Here is a 21,953-nt window from a genome sequence, read left to right on the forward strand (position 1 = left end):
CCGCGGCGACGATCGCGTTCAACGGCGCGGCCGCCTGGCCCGACCCGCTGGGCGTGGGCATGCACGCGGTGATCCCGGTGCTGTTCGTGGTCGCCGTCGAGGCCGCCCGGCACGCCATCGGCCGCATCGCCGACATCACCGCCGACAAGCACATGGAGGGCGTGCGCCTGACCCGCTGGCTGCTCTCCCCCGTGCCGACCTTCCTGCTGTGGCGCCGGATGAAGCTGTGGGAGCTGCGCTCCTACGACCAGGTCATCAAGCTGGAGCAGGAACGACTCGTCTACCAGGCCCGGCTGCGCTCCCGCTTCGGCCGCGCCTGGCGCCGCAAGGCCCCGGTGGAGTCCCTCATGCCGCTGCGCCTGGCCCGCTACGGCGTCCCCCTGGCGGACACCGCGCCCATGGGCCTGGCCGCCGCCGGCATCGAGCCCGCGCTGCTGCCCCCGGCGCCCCAGCCCGCGTCCGCCGCGCACCGCGAGCTGGAGCCGTCGGCTCCGGCCGGGACCGCCGAGGCCCCGAAGGAGCACGCGAGACCCGCGGCCCCGGCCGGTCCCGCGCCCGGGCAGCCGCGCCCCGCACAGGAGCGGGCCGCACAGCAGGTCCCCGGGCAGCAGGCTCCGGGACCGCAGCCCCAGGGCCCGCAGCAGGGTCCGGACCGGCAGGACCGGCAGCAGGGCCCCGACCAGGAGGCGTCGGCGGCGGACGGCAGCAGCCCGTGGTTCGCGCCGCCGCACGAGGTGGTCTACGAGGGCGGGTACGACCCCACGTACGACCCGTCGTACGTGCCGGAGGACGAGTACGAGGCCTGGTACGCCGAGCAGGCGCGGCGGCAGCGCGCGATGGCCTTCGCCCAGCAGGGGCAGGGACCGCAGGCGCAGGGACCGCAGGCGCAGCAGGAGCCGGGCCGGCAGGAGCAGGGGCAGCAGGCGCAGGCGCCCGGGCAGTCCCAGGAGCGGCGACTGCCGGAGCAGGCCGCCCCGCAGCCGCTCCCGCAGCAGGGGCCGGCGGTCCAGGAGGGCCTCGACTTCCCGATCCCGGCGGGCCCGAACCGCACCCGCCCGCTGGGCGACGGCGGCGCCGTGGCGACCGCGGCGGAGGCGCCCGCGCAGGCGCACGCCGAGGTGCTCGTGGAGGAGGCGCCCGTCCCCGACGCGTCCGAGCAGCCCGGCTTCCCCGACGAGAGGACCCGCGAGGAGGCCTACTACACGGTCTTCCGGCAGTCGATCAACGGCCAGGGCCTGCCCACGCCGCGCGAGCTCGGGGACAACATCGAGGCCGCGTACGGCGAGTCCCTCGACACCGCCACGCTGAAGCGCTACATGACCCGCTTCCAGAACCGCTTCAACGCGGAGCTGGAGGAGGACCACATCGCGTGAGCCGCGGCCGGTGAGGCCCACGGCACGCGCACATGACGGAGGGGCGCCCGGTCGGTACCGGGCGCCCCTCCGTCATGCCACCGGCTACGCGCCGAGCAGCCTGCGCACCCGGTCCGCGCCCACGGCGAGGAGCAGGGTGGGCAGCCGCGGGCCGGTGTCGCGGCCCACGAGCAGGTGGTAGAGCAGCGCGAAGAACGACCGCTGGGCCGTCTTGATCTCCGGCGGCAGCTCCTTGGGCGTGGCGTCGGCGGAGAACCCGGCCTGCACCTTGGGCACGCCGTACACGAGGTGGGTCAGGCCGTCGAGCGACCAGTGCGAGTCCAGGCCCTCGACGAGGAGCCGCAGGGATTCCCGGGCCCGGTCGTCGAGGGTGGCCAGCAGGTCCTTGTCGGCCTCCTCGCGCACGACGGTGCGCTGGTCGGCCGGCACGTACGTGTTGATCCACGCCTCGGCCTTGTCCAGCCGGGGCCGCACCTCGTCGAGCGAGGCCAGCGGGCGGGCCGGGTCGAGGTCGCCGAGGATGCGCAGCGTCTGCTCCGCGTGGCCCGCGGTGACGTCCGCGACGGACGCGAGGGTCCGGTACGGCATCGGGCGCGGCGTGCGGGGCAGCTCCCCGGCGGCGGTGCGCACCGCGCGGGAGTGCGCGGCGACGTCGGCGGCCAGGGCCGTGCCGTCGGCGACCTTGGCGTCGAGCTTGTCCCACTCGTCGTACAGCCGCTGGATCTCCTGGTCGAAGGCGATCTTGAACGACTGGTTGGGCCGGCGGCGGGCGTAGAGCCAGCGCAGGATCTGCGGCTCCATGATCTTCAGCGCGTCGCCCGGGGTCGGGACGCCGCCGCGCGAGGACGACATCTTGGCCATGCCGCTGATGCCCACGAAGGCGTACATCGGGCCGATGGGCTGCTCGCCGCCGAAGAGGCCGACGATCTGGCCGCCGACCTGGAAGCTGGAGCCGGGCGAGGAGTGGTCGACGCCGGAGGGCTCGAAGATCACGCCCTCGTAGGCCCAGCGCATGGGCCAGTCGACCTTCCAGACCAGCTTGCCGCGGTCGAACTCGCTGAGCCGGACGGTCTCCGTGAAGCCACACGCCTCGCAGACGTACGTCAGCTCGGTGGTGTCGTCGTCGTAGGCCGTGACGGTGGTGAGGTCCTTGCCGCACTCCCCGCAGTACGGCTTGTACGGGAAGTAGCCGGCGGAGCCGGTGCCGTCGTCCTCGGCCGCGGCGCCGGAGCCCTCGGCGGCCTCCAGCTCGGCCTCGTCGACCGGCTTCTGCGACTTCTTCGCGGGCGCCTTCTTCGTGCGGTACTGGGCGAGGATCGCGTCGATGTCGGCGCGGTGCCGCATCGCGTGCAGGATCTGCTCGCGGTACGCGCCCGAGGTGTACTGCCGCGTCTGGCTGATGCCGTCGAACTCGACGCCCAGCTGCGCCAGCGCCTCGACCATGGCGGCCCTGAAGTGCTCGGCCCAGTTCGGGTACGCCGAGCCGGCCGGGGCCGGGACGGAGGTCAGCGGCTTGCCGATGTGCTCGGCCCAGGACGCGTCGACGCCCGGGACGCCGTTCGGGACCTTGCGGTACCGGTCGTAGTCGTCCCAGGAGATCAGGTGGCGCACCTCGTACCCGCGCCGCCTGATCTCGTCGGCGACCAGGTGCGGGGTCATGACCTCGCGGAGGTTGCCCAGGTGGATGGGACCGGAGGGGGAGAGTCCGGACGCGACGACGACCGGTTTGCCCGGGGCCCGACGCTCCGACTCGGCGATGACCTCGTCCGCGTAACGGGAGACCCAGTCGGTGGTCTCGGTGCTCTGAGCCACGATCGGCACGTCCTTCTTTCTTTCCTGAGGATTCCCTGGAGGAAGCCGTGGGCGCCGGGCGCCCCCGAAGCGTCCGCGCTGCCCCGTGGTCCCACGGCGTCCCCGCCGGACGGCCACGAGGCCGGACTCCCCCATTCTCCCAGCTCCCGCCGCAACCGCGAAAACCCCTTTTCACCGGCCCGGGCCGCACCGCGCCCGCACCGCACCCCGGCCGCGCCCCACCCGCGGCCCGCCCGTACCGCCGCCGGGCCGCGGCACGGCGCGGCCGGGGCCCTGCACCGCCTGACCGAAGCCCGCCCGGGCCCGCCCGAGCCGGGAAAACCGCTTTGACCCGCGTGGGATACTGAGGACGTCTATCTGCACCCACGAGGAGAACGGCACCCACTCCATGGCCTCGGTCACGTCCCTCACCGCTTCCGTCCACCAGCGCCTCGCCGCCGCGCTCTCGGCCGCCCTGCCGGAGAACGCCGACGCGGACCCGCTGCTGCGCCGAAGCGACCGGGCGGACTTCCAGGCCAACGGGATCCTGGCGCTCGCCAAGAAGGCCAAGGCCAACCCGAGGGAGCTGGCGACGACCGTGGTCGAGCGGGTCGAGAACGGCGGCCTGATCAAGGACGTCGAGGTCTCCGGGCCCGGCTTCCTGAACATCACCGTCACCGACCGGGCGATCACCGAGAACCTCGCCGCGCGCGCCGCCGACGGCGAGCGGCTCGGCGTGCCCTACGCGCAGGACGCGGGCACGACGGTCATCGACTACGCGCAGCCGAACGTGGCCAAGGAGATGCACGTCGGCCACCTGCGCTCCGCGGTGATCGGCGACGCGGTCGTGCAGATCCTGGAGTTCACCGGCGAGACGGTGGTCCGCAGGCACCACATCGGCGACTGGGGCACCCAGTTCGGCATGCTCATCCAGTACCTGATCGAGCACCCGCACGAGCTGGACCACGAGGGGGGCGAGGTCTCCGGCGAGGAGGCCATGTCCAACCTGAACCGGCTCTACAAGGACTCGCGCGCGCTCTTCGACTCCGACGAGGAGTTCAAGACGCGGGCCCGGCGCCGGGTGGTCGACCTCCAGGCGGGCGACGCGGAGACCCTCGCGCTCTGGCAGAAGTTCGTGGACGAGTCGAAGATCTACTTCTACTCGGTCTTCGACAAGCTGGACATGGAGATCCGCGACCCGGACGTGGTCGGCGAGTCCGGCTACAACGACATGCTGGAGGAGACCTGCCGCCTGTTGGAGGAGTCGGGCGTGGCCGTCCGCTCCGAGGGCGCGCTGTGCGTGTTCTTCGACGACGTCAAGGGCCCGGACGGCAAGCCGGTCCCGCTGATCGTCCAGAAGTCCGACGGCGGCTACGGCTACGCGGCCACCGACCTCTCCGCGATCCGCGACCGCGTCTTCAGCCTGAAGGCGGACACCCTGCTGTACGTGGTGGACGCCCGGCAGTCGCTGCACTTCAAGATGGTCTTCGAGACCGCCCGCAGGGCCGGCTGGCTGAACGACGGCACCAAGGCCGAGCAGCTCGCCTTCGGCACGGTCCTCGGCAAGGACGGCAAGCCGTTCAAGACCCGTGAGGGCGAGACGGTCCGGCTGGTGGACCTGCTGGACGAGGCGATCGACCGGGCCACGGCCGTGGTCCGCGAGAAGGCCGGGAAGGTGGGCCTGTCCGAGGAGGAGATCGTCGAGAACGGCCGGTACGTGGGCATCGGCGCCGTGAAGTACGCGGACCTGTCGACGTCGGCGGTGCGCGACTACAAGTTCGACCTGGACCAGATGGTCTCGCTCAACGGCGACACGAGCGTGTACCTCCAGTACGCGTACGCCCGGATCCAGTCGATCCTGCGCAAGGCCGGCGACGCCCGGCCCGCCGCGCACCCGGAGCTGGAGCTGGCCCCCGCGGAGCGCGCCCTCGGGCTGCACCTGGACCAGTTCGGCGAGCTGCTGCTCGACGTGGCGCAGAGCCACGAGCCGCACAAGCTGGCCGCGTACCTGTACCAGCTGGCCTCGCACCTGACCACGTTCTACGACCAGTGCCAGGTGCTGAGCGACGCCAACGCGCCGGAGGTCGTGGAGAACCGGCTGTTCCTCGTCGACCTCACCGCCCGCACGCTGCACCGGGGCATGGCCCTGCTGGGCATCAGGACGCCCGAGCGCCTCTAGGACCTGAGCGTCCCCGGGGCTCGCGGGCCCGGGCGTCCCGGTCGTGTCCCCGGCCTGTCTCTGATCGGCATCGCTTGATCCGTAGGGGGCGGCACTGACAGTGCCGCCCCCTACAGTCGCGTTCATGGCGACACTTCCCAACCCGCTGCCCAAGCTGGCGGCCGACCCGAGCGGCCGCTCCCTCGGCCTCGAACTTCCGCCCGGCACCCTGGTCGACGCGACCATCGACGGCCCCTGGCACGAACCGCTGCTGTGGTACGCCGGGTCGCCGGCCCGCCCCGGCGACTGGCAGCGGCTCGCGGGCGCCCGCCGCACGGCCGGGCTGCACCCGCTGCTGCTGGCGCGCGGTTCGGACCACGAGGGCGGCCCGGAGGAGTGGGAACTGGGCCCGGGCCGGACGTCGTACGCGGGCGACCACGACGCGGAGGACGTGCTCGCCGACTTCTGGGAGGGGTACGCGGACCGGCTCCCCGGTGACGTGCTCGCCCCGTTCGGGGCCGAGTGGCCGGGGCTCGCCGAGGCCGGACCGCTGGACGCCGACCCCGACGCGCGGGCCGCGGAGATCGCCGACTCGCTCCTGGACGGCCGCCCGGGCCTGTGGGAGCCGCGCACGGCGCTGGTCCCGGCCAGACGCAGCGCGGACATCCCCGCGGCGATCGGCTGGAGCGGCCCGCTGAACCACGAGAACGACGTGGCGCGGCTGTGCGCGGTGCTCCGCTCCTGGGAGGACCGCTTCGGCATACGCGTGGTGGCGCTCACCTTCGGCCGCCTCGTGGTGTCGGTGGCGGCCCCGCCCGCGACCGCCGCCGAGGCCGAGGCGGTCGCCGCCGAGCACTTCGCCTTCTGCCCGGACGCCGTGGACGCGGCCGCGGGCGGCCTGCGCGCCTACGCCGAGCAGGGCGTCCTGGGGCAGCGGTCCTGGTCCTTCTGGTGGGACTGACGGGCCCGGTGCCCGGCACCCGGTGCGAGCGGGGCCGGCACCGGCCCGCCGCCGCCCGCACCCCGCGGCCGGGCGGCCGCCGTCAGCCGGTCGCGGCCTCCTGCCAGGTGCTCCCGCCGAGCGGGTAGTCGTACGACGGGCGCCCCACGTTGCCGCTCGTGCGGAACGGCTGTCCGCCGTCGTCGACCCGCACGGTCCCGCGCTGCGCGCCGCTGGACCAGTCCAGCTCCAGGTACCAGCTCACGTCGTGCGCCGTGGTGTGCGCGCTCACGTAGAACACCTCGGGGTCGTTCTCGCTGACCTTGTACGGGAAGTCCCGCTGCCCGGACTTCGGCGCGGCGTCCGGGCGGCCCGCGTCGAGGTCCACGTCGAAGGACTTGGTGGACACCCCGCCGCCGCAGCCGACGCCCATGGTGTAGTCGTTCCAGGCGAGCGGCGCCGCGGTGCGGACCACCCGCACGTGCAGGGCCTCCAGGACCACGGTCTGTGCGCCGGTGCCCTGCACGGTCAGGGTGATGAGCTGCTCGCCCCCGGCCACCCCGCCGAGGGGTCTCACCCAGCCGCGCGCGTCCTGCTCGGAGGGCGGCGGCGGCAGCTCGGCGGGTTCCCGGTCCAGCAGGTAGTGCTGGCTGCACGGGCTCTCCCAGGTGTACGGGTTCGTGGCGACGGTCAGCGAGGCCGCGCCCTTCCCCTTGCCCGCGGGAGCCTCGGAGGCGGGGGCCCCGGAGGCGGTGGCGCCGCGCGACGCGGACGCGGACGGGGACACGGAGACGGAGGCGGAGGCGGAGGCGCTGGGGGACTTCGAGGGCCCCTCCTTCCCACCGGGCGAGCCGGACGGGCTCGCGCCGTGGGGGGCCGCGGCCGCCCCGGCCGTCCGCTCCCGGTCCCGGCCGTCGTCGCCGCCGGGCAGCAGGTTCGCGACGAGCGCGGCGCCCACGACGACCGCGGCGACGCCGGTCGCGGCGAGCAGGACGGTACGGCGACGGCGCCCGCCCCGGCCGCCGGCCGCCCGGGGGGACCCGGACACGGAGACGGCGTCCCCACCGGGGCCGCCGGGCTCCCCGGAACCGCCGGAACCGCCCGGTCCGTCGGGCCGCCCGGAACCTCCGCCCCCTTCGGCCCCGCCACCCCCTTCGGCACGCGGCTGTTCCGCCGCGGCCGCGCCGTCAGTGGCGGTGGTTTCGTCGGCTCCGGTGGTGGCGGCAGCGGTGGCGACGACGGCGGCGTCGGCGGCAGTGACATCGGTGACGGTGGCGTCCGTCCCCGGTCCGTCCGCACGCGACGGCGTGCCGGACACCGCCGGCCCGTCCGCCCCGGCACCGGCCGCTCCCGCCGTCCCCGGTACGTCGCCGTCCGCGGAGGTGGCACCGTCGACGGCCGTCGCGCCGCTCGCGGCGGCGGAACCGCTCCCGGTGGCAGTACGCCCCATCGGGGCGGAACGGTTCGCCGGGGCAGGACGGCTCGCCGAGGCGGACCGACCTGTCGAGCCGGACCGCCCTGTCGAAGCGGCACCCTCACCCGCCGGGGCCGCCCCGCCCGCGGCCCGCGGCGCCGCGCCCGCGCCCTTCTGCCCCCGCAGCGCGTCGGCCCGCACCCACTGCCGGTGCAGCTCCACCAGTTCCTCGCGGGCGGCCCCGCAGGCACGGGCGAAGCGCTCCACGGGAGCGTAGTCCGCGGGCACGACCTCGCCGTTGACGTACCGGTGCAGCGTCGAGGTGCTGACGTGCAGCCGCCTGGCCAGGACCCCGTAACTGAGTCCGGACCGCTGCTTCAGCTCCCGCAGCAGTCCCGCGAAGTCGTCCCCCGCCACCGTTCCTCCATCCCTCATGTCCCGGACCGGCGTTCCACGGGACATCCGTTTCCGCAGGTCAGACTGTGTTTCGGCATTCCAGTGTCCCTGATGGTCCGGCAGCGCTGGCGGCCGGGACGGACTGCCCCACAAGCTGTGGTCATCCAAGCACGCCGCTCCCGGCACCCGGTCGAGCGGCCTGCGCGACCCCACCTGTCCGGAAGGGACTCCGCCATGTCCGCTCGCGCTCTCCGCACCTCCCGCGTCCGCCTCTTCGCCGCCGCCACGATCACGCTCGCCACGCTCACGCTGACCGCGTGCGGCCAGGGCGGAGGCGTTCAGGACGAGGGCGCCGCCGCCGTCTCCTCCTCCGCCCGTGACGCCGCGGAGAAGGGTGGTGGTTCCACCGAGCGCGGCTCCGGCTCCACCGACTCCGGCTCCACCGGTGCCGGGAGCGGCTCGGGCGCCGCCAGGGCCGACCAGGCGAAGTCCTCGGGCTCGGGCTCGTCGGCCTCCTCGGGCTCCTCCGCGTCCTCGGGCTCCAAGGGCTCCTCCGGCTCCTCGAACTCCTCGGGCTCCTCGGACCCGTGGGACCCGGAGAACCGCGTCGAGTGCACCGCGGGCAACACCAAGGTCAAGGCGACGGAGGTGACCCGCCCGGTGAACCACCTCCTGATCACCGTCACCAACGCCGGCGACGACTACTGCGACCTCCTCACCCCCTTCTACCCGATCGCCCGCTTCGGCGAGGCCCAGTCCGTGCCGCCGGTCGTCGAGGAGAGCAAGCCGCAGGCGGTGGTCACGCTGGCGCCGGGCGAGTCCGGCTACGCGGGCGTGCTGCTGTCGGCCGCCGACGGCAGCGGCGGGGACGGCTACACCACCGACGAGCTCACCGTCGGCTTCGGGGACGGCTCCTCCGCGTCCGTGGCCCTGCCCGGGGACGGCGTGTACGTCGACAGCTCGCTCGCCGTCACCTACTGGCAGTCGGACCTGGCCGACGCCCTGCAGTGGTGACCGCCTGACGCCCGGTACGCGAGGGGCCCCGCTCCGGCCCGATGGCCGGAGCGGGGCCCCTCGCGTACGGCTAGCGCAGGTTCCGGGCCACCTCGGTGGCCCAGTACGTCAGGATCGAGCGGGCGCCCGCGCGCTTGATGCCCGTCAGGGTCTCCATGATCGCCTTGTCCCGGTCGATCCAGCCCTTCTCGGCGGCGGCCTCGATCATCGCGTACTCGCCGGAGATCTGGTACGCCGCGACCGGCACGTCGACCGCGTCCGCGACCCTCGCCAGGATGTCGAGGTAGGGGCCGGCCGGCTTGACCATCACCATGTCGGCGCCCTCCTCCAGGTCCAGCTCCAGCTCCCGCAGGGACTCGCGCAGGTTCGCCGGGTCCTGCTGGTAGGTCTTGCGGTCGCCCTGGAGGGAGGAGGCGACGGCCTCGCGGAAGGGGCCGTAGAAGGCGGAGGAGTACTTCGCCGTGTAGGCCAGGATGGACACGTCCTCGCGGCCGATCTGGTCCAGCGCGTCGCGGATGACGCCGATCTGGCCGTCCATCATGCCGCTGGGGGCCACCACGTGGGCGCCCGCGTCGGCCTGGACCTGCGCCATCTCGGCGTACCGCTCCAGCGTCGCGTCGTTGTCGACCCGGCCCTGCGCGTCCAGGACGCCGCAGTGCCCGTGGTCGGTGAACTCGTCCAGGCACAGGTCCGACATGACGACGAGGTCGTCGCCGACCTCCGCGCGCACGTCGCGCAGGGCGACCTGGAGGATGCCGTCCGGGTCGGTGCCCGCGGTCCCGAGGGCGTCCTTCTTCGCCTCCTCCGGGACGCCGAAGAGCATGATCCCGGAGACCCCGGCCTCCACGGCCTCCGCGGCGGCCTTCCGCAGGCTGTCCCGCGTGTGCTGGAACACGCCGGGCATCGCCGAGATCGGCACCGGCTCGTGCGCGCCCTCCAGCACGAAGGCGGGGAGGATCAGGTCGGCGGGGTGCAGCCGGGTCTCGGCGACCATGCGCCGCATGACGGGGGTGGTGCGCAGCCGGCGGGGACGCGTACCGGGGAAGGAACCGTACTTCGTCATGCCTTCTACGCTACGCCTGCCCCAGATGCACCTTTGCCGACGCCGTGTCGACCGCGCGGCGGGCCCGACGGCGGCTCCTTCTGCGCAGTCGCTCGACGGCGAGCAGCCGGGCGGGCCGGGTCCCGCGCCGGGTCCGGGCGCTGAGCCGGGTCCGGGCGCTGAGCCCCGGAAACACGACGTGCCCCGCCCCCGGGTTTCCGGGGACGGGGCACGTAGCGTGGCTCAGGTCGCCGCCCGCCGGCGCCGCGCGCCGGGACGCCGCTCGCTGGGCCGGGTGACCGGGTCCCCGGCCTCCAGCGCCGCCGTGCGGCGCCGCGCGCCGAAGTCGGCCAGGGCCTCCGCCAGCTTGTGGACGGAGGGCTCGGGGGCCATCACGTCCACCCGCAGGCCGTGCTCCTCGGCGGTCTTCGCCGTGGCGGGGCCGATGCAGGCGATCACGGTGACGTTGTGCGGCTTGCCGGCGATGCCGACCAGGTTCCGTACGGTCGACGACGACGTGAACAGCACCGCGTCGAAGCCGCCGCCCTTGATCGCCTCGCGGGTCTCCGCCGGGGGCGGCGACGCGCGCACGGTGCGGTAGGCCGTGACGTCGTCGACCTCCCAGCCCAGCTCGATCAGGCCCGCGACCAGCGTCTCCGTGGCGATGTCGGCACGCGGCAGGAACACCCGGTCGATCGGGTCGAAGACCGGGTCGTACGGCGGCCAGTCCTCGAGGAGGCCGGCGGCCGACTGCTCGCCGCTCGGCACGAGGTCCGGCTTCACGCCGAAGGCGACGAGCGCCTTGGCGGTCTGCTCGCCCACCGCCGCGACCTTGATCCCGGCGAAGGCGCGGGCGTCGAGCCCGTACTCCTCGAACTTCTCCCGGACCGCCTTGACGGCGTTGACCGAGGTGAAGGCGATCCACTCGTAGCGACCCGTGACCAGGCCCTTGACCGCGCGCTCCATCTGCTGGGGCGTACGCGGCGGCTCGACGGCGATCGTCGGGACCTCGTGGGGCACGGCGCCGTAGGAGCGCAGCTGGTCGGAGAGCGAGGCCGCCTGCTCTTTCGTCCGCGGCACGAGGACCTTCCAGCCGAACAGCGGCTTGGACTCGAACCACGACAGCCGGTCGCGCTGGGCGGCGGCGGAACGCTCGCCGACCACGGCTATCACCGGGCGCCCGCCGTCGGGCGAGGGCAGTACCTTCGCCTGCTTGAGCGTCTGCGCGATGGTGCCGAGCGTCGCGCTCCAGGTGCGCTGGCGCGTCGTCGTCCCGGCGACGGTGACGGTCATCGGGGTGTCGGGCTTGCGGCCCGCCGCGACCAGCTCGCCCGCGGCCGCGGCCACCGAGTCGAGCGCGGCGGAGACGACCACGGTCCCGTCGGAGGCGCCGACCTCGGTCCAGCAGCGCCCGGAGGCGGTGCGGGCGTCGACGAACCGGACGTCCGTGCCCTGGGCGTCGCGCAGCGGCACCCCCGCGTAGGCGGGCACGCCGACGGCGGCGGCGATGCCGGGGACGACCTCGAAGGGCACGCCCGCGGCGGCGCAGGCCAGCATCTCCTCGGCCGCGTAGGTGTCGAGCCCGGGGTCCCCGGACACCGCACGCACGACCCGCCTGCCGCCCCTCACGGCCTCCATGACAAGATGTGCGGCATCCCTCGCAGCAGGGGCCTCAACGCTCTTTGACGAAGCGTCAGCGAGCGCCGGACGAGGTGTGCCCGCTTCGGTGTCCAGTACGGCACAGCCCTGCTTGGTGTGCGTGCGGACGACGTCGAGCACCTCGGGCTCGGCGACCAGCACGTCCGCGTTCGCCAGCGCCTCCACGGCGCGCAGGGTCAGCAGTCCCGGGTCTCCGGGTCCGGCACCGAGGAAGGTGACGTGCCCGTGCTCCAGGCCGGCGGAAAGGGTGGTGGGGCTCAATGTGCTCGCTCCCCCATCAGACCGGCCGCGCCCTTGGCCAGCATCTCGGCGGCGAGTTCGCTGCCGAGCGCCATCGCCTGCTCGTGTGTCTCGGGCACGGGACCGGTGGTGGACAGCTGCACCAGCGTCGAGCCGTCGGTCGTGCCGACGACGCCGCGCAGGCGCATTTCCTTGACAATCCTCCTGTCGGCCCGGGGGTCCCCCTGCTCGAGCGGATCCGAGAGCGGGGGAAGGTCGGCGAGCGCCCCCACGGGCGCGCTGCAGCCGGCCTCCAGGGCAGCGAGCAGGGACCGCTCGGCGGTCACGGCGGCCCGCGTGAACGGGTCGTCGAGCTCGGCGAGCACGGCGACGAGGTCCGCGTCGGCCGCGGCGCACTCGATCGCGAGGGCCCCCTGGCCGGGGGCGGGCAGAACGACGTCCGCCGGGAGGAGGTCGGTCGCCTCGTCGGCGCGGCCGATCCGGTTGAGTCCGGCGGCGGCCAGCACGACCGCGTCCAGCTCGCCACCGCGCACGTACCCGATGCGGGTGTCCACGTTGCCGCGGATGGCGACCGTCTCGATCTCCATGCCGTGGCTGCGGGCGTACGCGTTGAGCTGGGCCATGCGGCGCGGCGAGCCGGTGCCGACGCGCGCGCCGACGGGCAGGTCCGCGAACTTCAGGCCGTCCCGCGCGACCAGCACGTCGCGCGGGTCCTCGCGCACCGGGACCGCGGCGAGCGCGAGGTCCCCGGGCTGCGCGGTCGGCAGGTCCTTGAGCGAGTGCACGGCGAAGTCGACCTCGCCGCGCAGCAGCGCGTCGCGCAGCGCGGTGACGAAGACGCCGGTACCGCCGATCGCCGCGAGGTGCTCGCGCGAGGTGTCGCCGTAGGTCGTGATCTCGACGAGTTCGACGGGCCGCCCGGTCACCCGGCTCACGGCCTCCGCCACCTGCCCGGACTGGGCCATGGCGAGCTTGCTGCGCCGCGTCCCCAGCCTCAGTGCCCGGGACACCCGGTTCTGCTCTTTAGGCTCACTCATGCCCGCCCTCGGTTCTCGGCGTCGCCGCCGTTCTTGCTGTCGTGTTCGGCCCGCGAGACGGAGGCGACCGTCTCCGGGTCCAGGTCGAAGAGGGTGCGCAGCGCGTCCGCGTATCCGGCGCCGCCGGGTTCGGCGGCCAGCTGCTTGACCCTGACGGTGGGCGCGTGCAGCAGCTTGTCGACGACGCGCCGCACGGTCTGCGTGATCTCGCCGCGCTGCTTGTCGTCGAGGCCCGGCAGCCGCCCCTCCAGGCGCGCGATCTCGCTCGCGACGACGTCGGCGGCCATGGTGCGCAGGGCCACCACCGTGGGCGTGATGCGGGCGGCGCGCTGGGCGGCGCCGAACGCGGTCACCTCGTCGGCGACGATGCGCCGCACCTGGTCCACGTCGGCGGCCATCGGCGCGTCCGCGCTCGCCTCGGCCAGCGACTCGATGTCGACGAGCCGTACGCCGGGCAGCCGGTGCACGGCCGCGTCGATGTCGCGCGGCATCGCCAGGTCCAGCAGCGCGAGCGCGGGGGCCTGATGCGGGACGCGCACGGGCTCGGGCCTGCGCCGCTCGGGCACGCGTCCGGCGGTGGCGGCCGTGGCGGCGAGCGCGCTGATCAGCTCGGCGTCGCCGTCGGGGCCGAGCACCGTCGTACCGGCCGCACCGGCGGCGCGCGGGCCGCGGGCGGCGTCCCCGGCGCCCTTGTCCACCCAGGCGGCGTGCTGCTCCAGGTCGGCGGCGGCCATCCCGGCGACGGCGGCCTCGCCCTGCACGGAGAAACCGGCGGTGGCGGTGGTGGCCTGCACGGCCGTCACGTCCAGCGGGCAGCCGTCCTCGGCGCCGAGGCCGGTGGGCGGAAGGTCCCCGGACACGTCTCGCGCGGCGGCGGGGGCCGTCGCGCGGGCGTCCCCGGGGCGGCCCGGCGCGGGCACGCCGGACGGCGCGGCCGCCGGGACACGGCCCTCGACCGCGGCGGCGACCGCCTCGGCCGTCAGCACGAGACCGGTCGCGCCGGTGCAGGACACCGCGATGTCGGCACGTGTCAGCTCGTCCTGCACCGCGGACATCGGCACGGCACGGGCCCGTACGTCGGTGTCGTCGCCCTCGGTGAGGATCTGCGCGAGGCGCTCGGCGCGCTCCAGCGTGCGGTTGGCCACGACGACCTCGGCGACACCGGCGCGCGCGAGCGTCGCGGCGGCCAGCGAGGACATGGAGCCCGCGCCGATCACCAGGGCACGCTTGCCGGCGGCCCAGGTCTCCACGGCCGCGCCCTCGGCCAGCTGCTCCAGGCCGAAGGTGACCAGCGACTGGCCCGCCCGGTCGATGCCGGTCTCGGAGTGCGCCCGCTTGCCGACCCTGAGGCCCTGCTGGAACAGGTCGTTCAGCAGCCGGCCCGCGGTGTGCATCTCCTGCGAGGTCGCCAGCGCGTCCTTGATCTGGCCGAGGATCTGGCCCTCGCCGACCACCATCGAGTCCAGGCCGCAGGCCACGGAGAAGAGGTGGTGGACCGCCCGGTCCTCGTAGTGCACGTACAGGTAGGGGGTGAGCTCCTCCAGGCCGACGCCGCTGTGCTGGGCGAGCAGCGTGGACAGCTCGGCGACGCCCGCGTGGAACTTGTCCACGTCGGCGTAGAGCTCGATGCGGTTGCAGGTGGCCAGCACCGCGGCCTCGCCGGCCGGCTCGGCCGCGAGGGTGTCCTGCAGCAGCTTGGCCTTGGCGTCCGCGGGCAGCGCGGCCCGCTCCAGCACGCTGACGGGCGCGCTGCGGTGGCTCAGTCCGACGACCAGGAGACTCATGCCGGCATCACCGCCGGTACGTCGCCGTCGGGGCCCTGGCCGGGGTCCTCGGGGTTCCCGGCGACGGCCCCGGGCTCGCCCGCGGCCTCCTCGCCGGCCTTGCGCTGCTCGTGGAACGCGAGGATCTGCAGCTCGATGGAGAGGTCGACCTTGCGCACGTCGACGCCGTCCGGCACGGACAGCACGGTCGGCGCGAAGTTCAGGATGGAGGTGACGCCGGCGGCGACCAGGCGGTCGCAGACCTGCTGGGCGGCGCCCGCGGGGGTCGCGATCACACCGATCGAGACGTCGTTGTCGTGGATGATCCGCTCCAGGTCGTCCGTGTGCTGCACGGGGATCCCGGCGACCGGCTTTCCGGCCATGTTCGGATCGGCGTCTATGAGCGCGGCGACGCGGAACCCGCGGGAGGCGAACCCGCCGTAGTTGGCGAGCGCGGCCCCGAGGTTTCCGATGCCGACGATGACAACCGGCCAGTCCTGGGTGAGTCCGAGTTCGCGGGAGATCTGGTACACGAGATACTCGACGTCGTAGCCCACCCCGCGCGTCCCGTAGGAGCCCAGGTAGGAGAAGTCCTTGCGCAGCTTGGCGGAGTTGACCCCCGCCGCGGCCGCGAGCTCCTCGGAGGAGACCGTGGGGACCGAGCGCTCCGACAGTGCGGTGAGGGCTCGGAGGTACAGCGGAAGCCTGGCGACGGTGGCCTCGGGGATTCCTCGGCTGCGGGTCGCCGGTCGGTGAGTTCGGCCAGTTGCCACGGTGCTCCTGCGGGTGAAGCGGGGCTGCAGGCGGTCATGCGTCCCCAGACCGCCCCGTCGAATGCAGGCTATGTCTTTGTGAACGCGTGCACAAAGATGGTGTCCGTTTTGCCCGGCCAACGTGACCGGGGTCACGCACCCCCGTGCCCCGCGGACGGAACCGGCACACCGGTTCCTTCGTTCCTTGCTTGATGGGGGCAAAACCGCACACTCTCCTCAACGATCCCCGCCCCCGAGGTCATACCACCCCCGATTTTAAGTGACCCGCGGGTACATCCGGGCGGTCCGGACGGGCCGCGGGGGAATGAGTCCGGTCACCTTTTCCCACCCTCCCCGCGGCTCGGCTCACGCACCCAGGGCCCGCCGCAGCCGCGCCTCGTCCACCCGCCAGAAAGTGTGCTGGGCACCGTCGACGAGCACCACGGGGATCTGCTCCCAGTACCGCCGGTGCAACTCCTCGTCCTGCGTGATGTCCCGCTGCTCCCACGGGACGCCCAGGTCGTCGCAGACCCTCGCGACCACCTCCTGCGCGTCGTCGCACAGGTGACAGCCCGGCTTCCTGACCAGCGTGACCAGCCGCTCCTGCGGCGCCTTGCGCTCCGTACGGCGCTCCGCGCGCCGGAAGATGGGACCCATACCGGCCATTCTCGCCCCGCCGCCGCCGGCGTCGCGCCCCCTGCCCCCGGCCCGCTGACCCCGTCCGACACCCGTGCGCGCCGGGCGGCGGCGGCGCTTCCTTAACGGCTCGGTCGCGGAGAGTTCACAGCGCCGCACCGCCGTGGATCCGGAAGCCCCGAACAAACTGGCTATGCTCACGGCATGGCCGCTCTTCTCGGATGGCTCACCCCCCGTAGGCGCTCCGCCACGGCACGGAGCGTGTTGGCAGGCGAGGCCTCGGCGGAGGCAGCACGCAAGTCCTCCCAGGAACTGGAGGATCTCGCTCTCGACACCGCGCCCGCGGGCGCGGTCCCGGAACCGGAGTTCCCGGTCGTCGGCGACGACAAGGCCGCCGCCTTCTTCGACCTGGACAACACCGTGATGCAGGGCGCCGCGCTGTTCCACTTCGGCCGCGGCCTGTACAAGCGGAAGTTCTTCGAGACCCGCGATCTGGCCCGGTTCGCCTGGCAGCAGGCGTGGTTCCGGCTCGCCGGCGTCGAGGACCCCGAGCACATGCAGGACGCCCGCGACTCGGCGCTGTCGATCGTGCAGGGCCACCGCGTCGCCGAGCTGATGTCGATCGGCGAGGAGATCTACGACGAGTACATGGCCGAGCGCATCTGGCCCGGCACCCGCGCGCTCGCCCAGGCGCACCTGGACGCGGGCCAGAAGGTGTGGCTCGTCACGGCCGCGCCGGTGGAGATCGCCACGGTGATCGCCAAACGCCTCGGCCTGACCGGCGCGCTCGGCACGGTCGCGGAGTCGGTCGACGGCGTCTACACCGGCAAGCTCGTCGGCGAACCGCTGCACGGCCCCGCGAAGGCGGAGGCGGTGCGCGCCCTGGCCGCCGCCGAGGGCCTGGACCTCGGCCGCTGCGCCGCGTACAGCGACTCGCACAACGACATCCCGATGCTGTCCCTGGTCGGGCACCCCTACGCGATCAACCCGGACGCCAAGCTCCGCAAGCACGCCCGCACCCTCGACTGGCGCCTGCGCGACTACCGCACCGGCCGCAAGGCGGCCAAGGTCGGCATCCCCGCGGCGGCGGGCGTCGGCGCGGTGGCGGGCGGCACGGCGGCCGCGATCGCCCTGCACCGCCGCCGCCGCTAGCGCCGTCCCACCGCCGGAAGCCGCACTGACGCCCGGCGACCGAACGCCCCGCACGAGACCCGGCGACCGGCCCCCTCGCCGCAACACCCGGCGACCGGACCGCCCGGCACGGCGCACGGCGCCCGAATCGACTGCCCCGAAGGGCGCACACGACCGGCCCCTCGCTACGACGCCCGGACCACCCTGCGCGGCGACCGGCGATCGAGCCGACCGTCCCCGAGGAGTCGGGCCGCCGGACCACCCGCACGATGTGCCGGACGACCACGCCCAGTACGGCGCACGGCGACCGGACCACCCTGCACGGCGCCCGGCGGCCGAGCCGACCGTCCCTATGACGCCGGGCGGCCGCGCCCGTACGGCGTCGGACGGCCGGACCATCCCGGCGGTGCGAGTTCCGCCTCGTCCGCAAGCGGTACGCCCCACCGCCGGTACGGACGGCGCGTCCCCGCCGGCCCTTCAGGGTCGGCGAGCCCTCGCCGGCCACTCGTGGTGACGGTCGGCGCACCTGCGCCGTCGCACCGGCCGTCGCCACGGCTCCGCAGCGGCCGTACAGGCGCCCGGGAGCCCCGGAGGCGTTCGCGCCCGCACACCTTTCGCACGTATGCGCGGACGCCCTCGCGCACGTCCGCGGAAAGCTCTCGCGCACGCGTCCGTACGCGGCGCCACGCACCCGTGCGCCCGGTGCGCCACCCTCCGTCACGGCCACCGGCGCCGCGCCCGTGACCACGGCAATCGTGCGGTTCTACCCGGAGTTCGGCCCCAGCAGTCCCCTGGGCTTCACACGGCCACAACACGCGCCGGACCCTGCCGGAAGACAGACCTATTCGATCAACAACCGCTCAGAAATCGACACTTGATCAGCCGCTGATCCGTAACAGAAGCGACGTAATCGATGATTTGAGCAACTGGGTGTAGCACTGCCTGTACGAAGCGTTATTCTCCTCAGACGCACAACGGACCCCGTTCGTCGCTACGTCGGGTGAACGGTCCGGTACTGCACGTGATGGAAGCTCTGCCTCTGGGAGTCCCGTGTACCCACACGTCGGGGTTGACGCCTCGGGCCTGGCTACGCTGCGCGCAACGGTCTCGGACCTGCTGCGCGCCTTCGTCCCCACCGCGTACGCCGTCCCCGTACTCGCCTCCTCCGCCGCGCCCGTCGGCCCGTGCTACGCACTGGCCGACGGCAGCGCCGCGCTGAGCAGACGGGGCCGCCCGAGCGCGGCGGCCGCCCCCACCGCCCGCCGCCCGGCCGCGGACAGCGACAGCGCGCGGATGATGGATCTCGTGGAGCGCGCCCAGGCCGGCGAGGCCGACGCCTTCGGCCGCCTCTACGACCAGTACAGCGACACCGTGTACCGCTACATCTATTACCGCGTCGGCAGTCGCGCGACCGCCGAGGACCTTACGAGTGAGACGTTTTTGCGGGCCCTGCGCCGCATCGGGACGTTCACCTGGCAGGGCCGCGACTTCGGCGCCTGGCTGGTCACGATCGCCCGCAACCTCGTCGCCGACCACTTCAAGTCCAGCCGCTTCCGGCTCGAGGTGACCACCGGCGAGATGCTGGACGCCAACGAGGTCGAGCGTTCTCCCGAGGACTCCGTCCTCGAGTCCCTGTCGAACGCCGCCCTCCTCGACGCCGTGCGCCGCCTGAACCCCCAGCAGCAGGAGTGCGTGACCCTGCGCTTCCTCCAGGGCCTCTCGGTCGCCGAGACGGCCCGCGTGATGGGCAAGAACGAGGGCGCGATCAAGACCCTCCAGTACCGGGCCGTCCGCACCCTGGCCCGGCTCCTCCCGGACGACGCCCGTTAAGCAAAACGGGCGAAAGTTTACGAACCACACAAGGGCCCCCGACGAACCGACACAGTCGGCAACGATCAACACACTCTATGTAATGGCGTATTGACTTCACGGTCCGATCATTCGTCGTCCGTAACCCAAGCGCCGAGCCGCTCGTTGTGCGGGATACAGGCTCCCTGTGGTCACACCCCGGCCTCACGATCACTCGATCGTGTATATGCGGTCGGGCCGTGCAACCCTCAGGACCCCCTGGGGAGTCGACCGTCATGACGAGAGGAGGTGCCGCCAGTGATCGCGAACGTATCGGCGCACCGGCGGGCGAACGCCTTCGCCCAGGCCCTGGAGGAGCAGCCCGAGCGGGGCACGGCGGCCGAGCAGTCCGACGTCCCGTCCGCGACTGCCGCCGAACGGACCGAGCAGGACCGCATGCTGGTCCTCGCGACCGGTCTCGGTGAACTGCCCAGGCCGGCGCTGGACCCCGAGGTCAAGGTGGTCCAGCGGGCCCAGCTCGTGGCCGCGATGGAGGCCATGCTGTTGGAGGGCACGGCCAGGGGCGGGGCGGACCCTTCGGTGCCCGAGCAGGCGCGAAGGGCGGCGGCGTCCGCAGAGGGACGCCCGAGGGAGGCCGGCGGCCGGTCCCGCGGCGCCCACCGCGCGAGTCCGCTGGGCAAGCTGCGGCCGCGCTCGCGGCTGTCGAAGGGCATCGCCGCGGGCGGGCTCACGATGGGGGTGGCCGCCGGCGCCTTCGGCGGAGTGGCCGCCGCCAGCTCCGACGCGCTCCCCGGCGACTCCCTCTACGGCCTCAAGCGCGGCATGGAGGACTTCAAGCTGGGCATGGCGGACGACGCGAGCGACCGCGGCAATCTCTACCTCGACCAGGCCTCCACCAGGCTGAACGAGGCGCGGAGGCTCGTGGAGCGCGACCGCTCCGGCCCTCTCGACCACGAGTCGCTGGCCGAGATCCGGCGCGCGCTGTCCGGCATGCAGCACGACGCCGCCGAGGGCCACCGCCTGCTGCACGAGGTGTACGAGCGGGACGGCTCCCTGAGCCCGATCCAGACCCTCTCCTCCTTCTCCCGGTCGCACCGCGACGCCTGGGGAGCGCTGCGCGACCGGCTGCCCGTCCAGCTCGGCGACGTCAGCGAACAGGTCTCGTCGGTCTTCGACGCCATAGACCAGGAGGTCGAGCCGCTGCGGGCGCTGCTGCCGCAGGCGCCCTCCGAGAAGGACGGCTCCAGCGCGCACCCCGGCGCCGGATCGGACCGCACGGGCACGTCCGGCACGGACGAGCGTCCCGAGCCCAGCGCCACGAGCGGCTCCACCGACGGCAAGCGCGACAGCGGCTCCCCCAGGCCGTCCAGCTCCGACGCCGGCGAGGAGAAGGGCGACGACGGCCTCCTCGGCGGCAACACGGGCGGTCTGCTCGACCCGCCCCAGGAGGAGACGAGCAGCAGCCCGTCCGACGGGACCACGGAGCCGAAGCAGCCGGACGTGACACTGCCGCCGCTCCTGCCGGGGCTCCTGCCCGGCCTGGGCATCGACAGCGAGGACGCGGACTAGGCGGCGGTCGGCGGACACCGCGGAGCAGCCGCGGCGTCCGCACGCGCACATCCACACGTCCACAGGTCGAAACGGCGACGGGCCGGTCCGAGAGGACCGGCCCCGCTCACGTCGGTCCTCGGACCCCGGCCGGAGGGACCTCCTCGGACCTCTGCCGGAGGGACCTCCTCAGAAGAACACCGACCGCCGCTGCACCAGCAGCTTGTACAGCGTGTGCTGGATCTGCTCCCTGACCTGGTCCGTCAGGTTGAACATCAGCATCGGGTCCTCGGCCGCCTCCGGCGGATAGCCGCTGGTGGCGATCGGCTCGCCGAACTGGATGGTCCACTTCGTGGGCAGCGGGACCGCGCCCAGCGGCCCGAGCCACGGGAACGTCGGCGTGATCGGGAAGTACGGGAAGCCCAGCAGCCGCGCCAGCGTCTTCGCGTTGCCGATCATCGGGTAGATCTCCTCCGCCCCGACGATCGAGCAGGGGATGATCGGGGTGCCCTGCCGCAGCGCCGTGGAGACGAAGCCGCCCCGGCCGAACCGCTGCAGCTTGTAGCGCTCGCCGAACGGCTTGCCGATGCCCTTGAAGCCCTCCGGCATCACCCCGACCAGCTCGCCGCGCTCCAGGAGCCGTTCGGCGTCCTCGGCGCACGCGAGGGTGTGCCCGGCCTTGCGGGCCAGTTCGTTGACCACCGGCAGCATGAACACCAGGTCGGCGGCGAGCAGCCGCAGATGACGGCCCGCGGGGTGGTTGTCGTGCACCGCGACCTGCATCATCAGGCCGTCCAGCGGCAGCGTTCCCGAGTGGTTGGCGACGATCAGCGCCCCGCCCTCGGACGGGATGTTCTCGACGCCCTTCACCTCGACCCGGAAGTACTTCTCGTACACCGGCCGCAGCAGGGACATCAGGACCTGGTCGGTGAGTTCCTTGTCGTACCCGAAGTCGTCGATCTCGTAGTCGCCCGTCAGCCGCCGCCGCAGGAAGGCGAGACCGCCGGCGACGCGCCGCTCCCAGCCGTCGCCCTGCTTCCGCGACGGGGGAGCCGGTTCCTCACGGGTACGGGGCTCCTCCTCCGGCGCCGCCTCGGGGCGGCCCGGCAGGGGCTGGACCTCGCGTACCGCCGCGGGCTCGCCCTTGTTGCGCCGGCTGCCCATGCCCCGGCGCCGCGACGGCCGCTGTACGGCGCTCCCGCGGGACCGGTCGTCGTCGAACGGAATGACCTTGGCGTCAGCCATCGTTG

General features: G+C 73.7%; 16 protein-coding genes. 7 read left to right on the top strand and 9 right to left on the bottom strand.

Annotation, left to right across the window (positions count from 1 at the left end):
• Window positions 1–1,373 (top strand): DUF2637 domain-containing protein (locus IE271_RS35140; RefSeq protein WP_190194531.1); only part of this gene is annotated, 1,373 nt, incomplete at its 5' end.
• 84 nt (window positions 1,374–1,457) lie between these two features.
• Here the strand turns inward: IE271_RS35140 and lysS are convergent.
• Window positions 1,458–3,194: a lysine--tRNA ligase gene (gene lysS / locus IE271_RS35145; RefSeq protein WP_190194532.1), complete on the bottom strand. Its 1,737-nt coding sequence runs from the start codon at window positions 3,192–3,194 to the stop codon at window positions 1,458–1,460.
• 379 nt (window positions 3,195–3,573) lie between these two features.
• Here lysS and argS point away from each other — a divergent pair, with 379 nt between their 5' ends.
• Window positions 3,574–5,343 carry an arginine--tRNA ligase gene (gene argS, locus IE271_RS35150; protein WP_190194533.1) on the top strand — a complete coding sequence of 590 codons (1,770 nt, stop codon included), beginning with the start codon at window positions 3,574–3,576 and terminating at the stop codon, window positions 5,341–5,343.
• Window positions 5,344–5,467: 124 nt separating this feature from the next.
• The gene (locus IE271_RS35155; RefSeq protein ID WP_190194534.1) at window positions 5,468–6,283 is read left to right on the top strand and encodes a DUF4253 domain-containing protein; all 816 of its coding nucleotides are present in this window, start codon (window positions 5,468–5,470) and stop codon (window positions 6,281–6,283) included.
• A gap of 82 nt (window positions 6,284–6,365) precedes the next feature.
• Here IE271_RS35155 and IE271_RS42650 read toward each other — a convergent pair whose 3' ends face one another.
• The gene (locus IE271_RS42650) at window positions 6,366–8,111 is read right to left on the bottom strand and encodes a helix-turn-helix domain-containing protein (protein WP_229919779.1); all 1,746 of its coding nucleotides are present in this window, start codon (window positions 8,109–8,111) and stop codon (window positions 6,366–6,368) included.
• Window positions 8,112–8,306: 195 nt separating this feature from the next.
• On the opposite strand from IE271_RS42650, the gene IE271_RS35165 reads away from it, so the two are divergent.
• Window positions 8,307–9,086 carry a DUF4232 domain-containing protein gene (locus tag IE271_RS35165; RefSeq protein WP_190194535.1) on the top strand — a complete coding sequence of 260 codons (780 nt, stop codon included), beginning with the start codon at window positions 8,307–8,309 and terminating at the stop codon, window positions 9,084–9,086.
• Between the two features lie 70 nt (window positions 9,087–9,156).
• Here IE271_RS35165 and hemB read toward each other — a convergent pair whose 3' ends face one another.
• The 6 genes from hemB to IE271_RS35195 all read right to left on the bottom strand — a co-directional run bounded on the left by hemB (window position 9,157) and on the right by IE271_RS35195 (window position 16,245).
• Window positions 9,157–10,149, bottom strand: a complete 993-nt coding sequence (gene hemB, locus IE271_RS35170; protein ID WP_190194536.1) for a porphobilinogen synthase — start codon at window positions 10,147–10,149, stop codon at window positions 9,157–9,159.
• 222 nt (window positions 10,150–10,371) lie between these two features.
• Window positions 10,372–12,048, bottom strand: a complete 1,677-nt coding sequence (locus IE271_RS35175; protein ID WP_190194537.1) for a bifunctional uroporphyrinogen-III C-methyltransferase/uroporphyrinogen-III synthase — start codon at window positions 12,046–12,048, stop codon at window positions 10,372–10,374.
• Complete coding sequence (hemC, locus tag IE271_RS35180; RefSeq protein WP_190194538.1) at window positions 12,045–13,064, bottom strand: hydroxymethylbilane synthase; 1,020 nt, start codon at window positions 13,062–13,064, stop codon at window positions 12,045–12,047. Before hemC ends, IE271_RS35175 begins: the two co-directional genes overlap by 4 nt.
• Window positions 13,061–14,848: a glutamyl-tRNA reductase gene (locus IE271_RS35185; protein ID WP_190194539.1), complete on the bottom strand. Its 1,788-nt coding sequence runs from the start codon at window positions 14,846–14,848 to the stop codon at window positions 13,061–13,063. The genes hemC and IE271_RS35185 overlap by 4 nt, the downstream gene beginning before the upstream one ends.
• Window positions 14,845–15,600 carry a redox-sensing transcriptional repressor Rex gene (locus IE271_RS35190; protein WP_190194540.1) on the bottom strand — a complete coding sequence of 252 codons (756 nt, stop codon included), beginning with the start codon at window positions 15,598–15,600 and terminating at the stop codon, window positions 14,845–14,847. The genes IE271_RS35185 and IE271_RS35190 overlap by 4 nt, the downstream gene beginning before the upstream one ends.
• A gap of 345 nt (window positions 15,601–15,945) precedes the next feature.
• Window positions 15,946–16,245, bottom strand: a complete 300-nt coding sequence (locus IE271_RS35195) for a glutaredoxin family protein (protein WP_190194541.1) — start codon at window positions 16,243–16,245, stop codon at window positions 15,946–15,948.
• Between the two features lie 174 nt (window positions 16,246–16,419).
• Here IE271_RS35195 and IE271_RS35200 point away from each other — a divergent pair, with 174 nt between their 5' ends.
• From IE271_RS35200 to IE271_RS35210, 3 genes are all read left to right on the top strand, one after another.
• Window positions 16,420–17,367 (top strand): HAD family hydrolase, encoded by a 948-nt coding sequence (locus IE271_RS35200; protein WP_190194542.1) that lies wholly within the window; start codon window positions 16,420–16,422, stop codon window positions 17,365–17,367.
• Window positions 17,368–18,396: 1,029 nt separating this feature from the next.
• Window positions 18,397–19,176: an ECF subfamily RNA polymerase sigma factor, BldN family gene (locus IE271_RS35205; RefSeq protein WP_190194543.1), complete on the top strand. Its 780-nt coding sequence runs from the start codon at window positions 18,397–18,399 to the stop codon at window positions 19,174–19,176.
• Window positions 19,177–19,452: 276 nt separating this feature from the next.
• Window positions 19,453–20,724, top strand: coding sequence for a DUF5667 domain-containing protein (locus IE271_RS35210; protein ID WP_190194544.1), 1,272 nt, complete (start codon window positions 19,453–19,455; stop codon window positions 20,722–20,724).
• A 168-nt stretch (window positions 20,725–20,892) separates the two neighbouring features.
• Here IE271_RS35210 and IE271_RS35215 read toward each other — a convergent pair whose 3' ends face one another.
• The gene (locus IE271_RS35215) at window positions 20,893–21,948 is read right to left on the bottom strand and encodes a lysophospholipid acyltransferase family protein (RefSeq protein WP_190194545.1); all 1,056 of its coding nucleotides are present in this window, start codon (window positions 21,946–21,948) and stop codon (window positions 20,893–20,895) included.
• Window positions 21,949–21,953: the final 5 nt, after the last annotated feature.

It is taken from the genome of Streptomyces minutiscleroticus, assembly GCF_014650875.1.
GTDB classification, from domain to species: Bacteria; Actinomycetota; Actinomycetes; order Streptomycetales; family Streptomycetaceae; genus Streptomyces; species Streptomyces minutiscleroticus.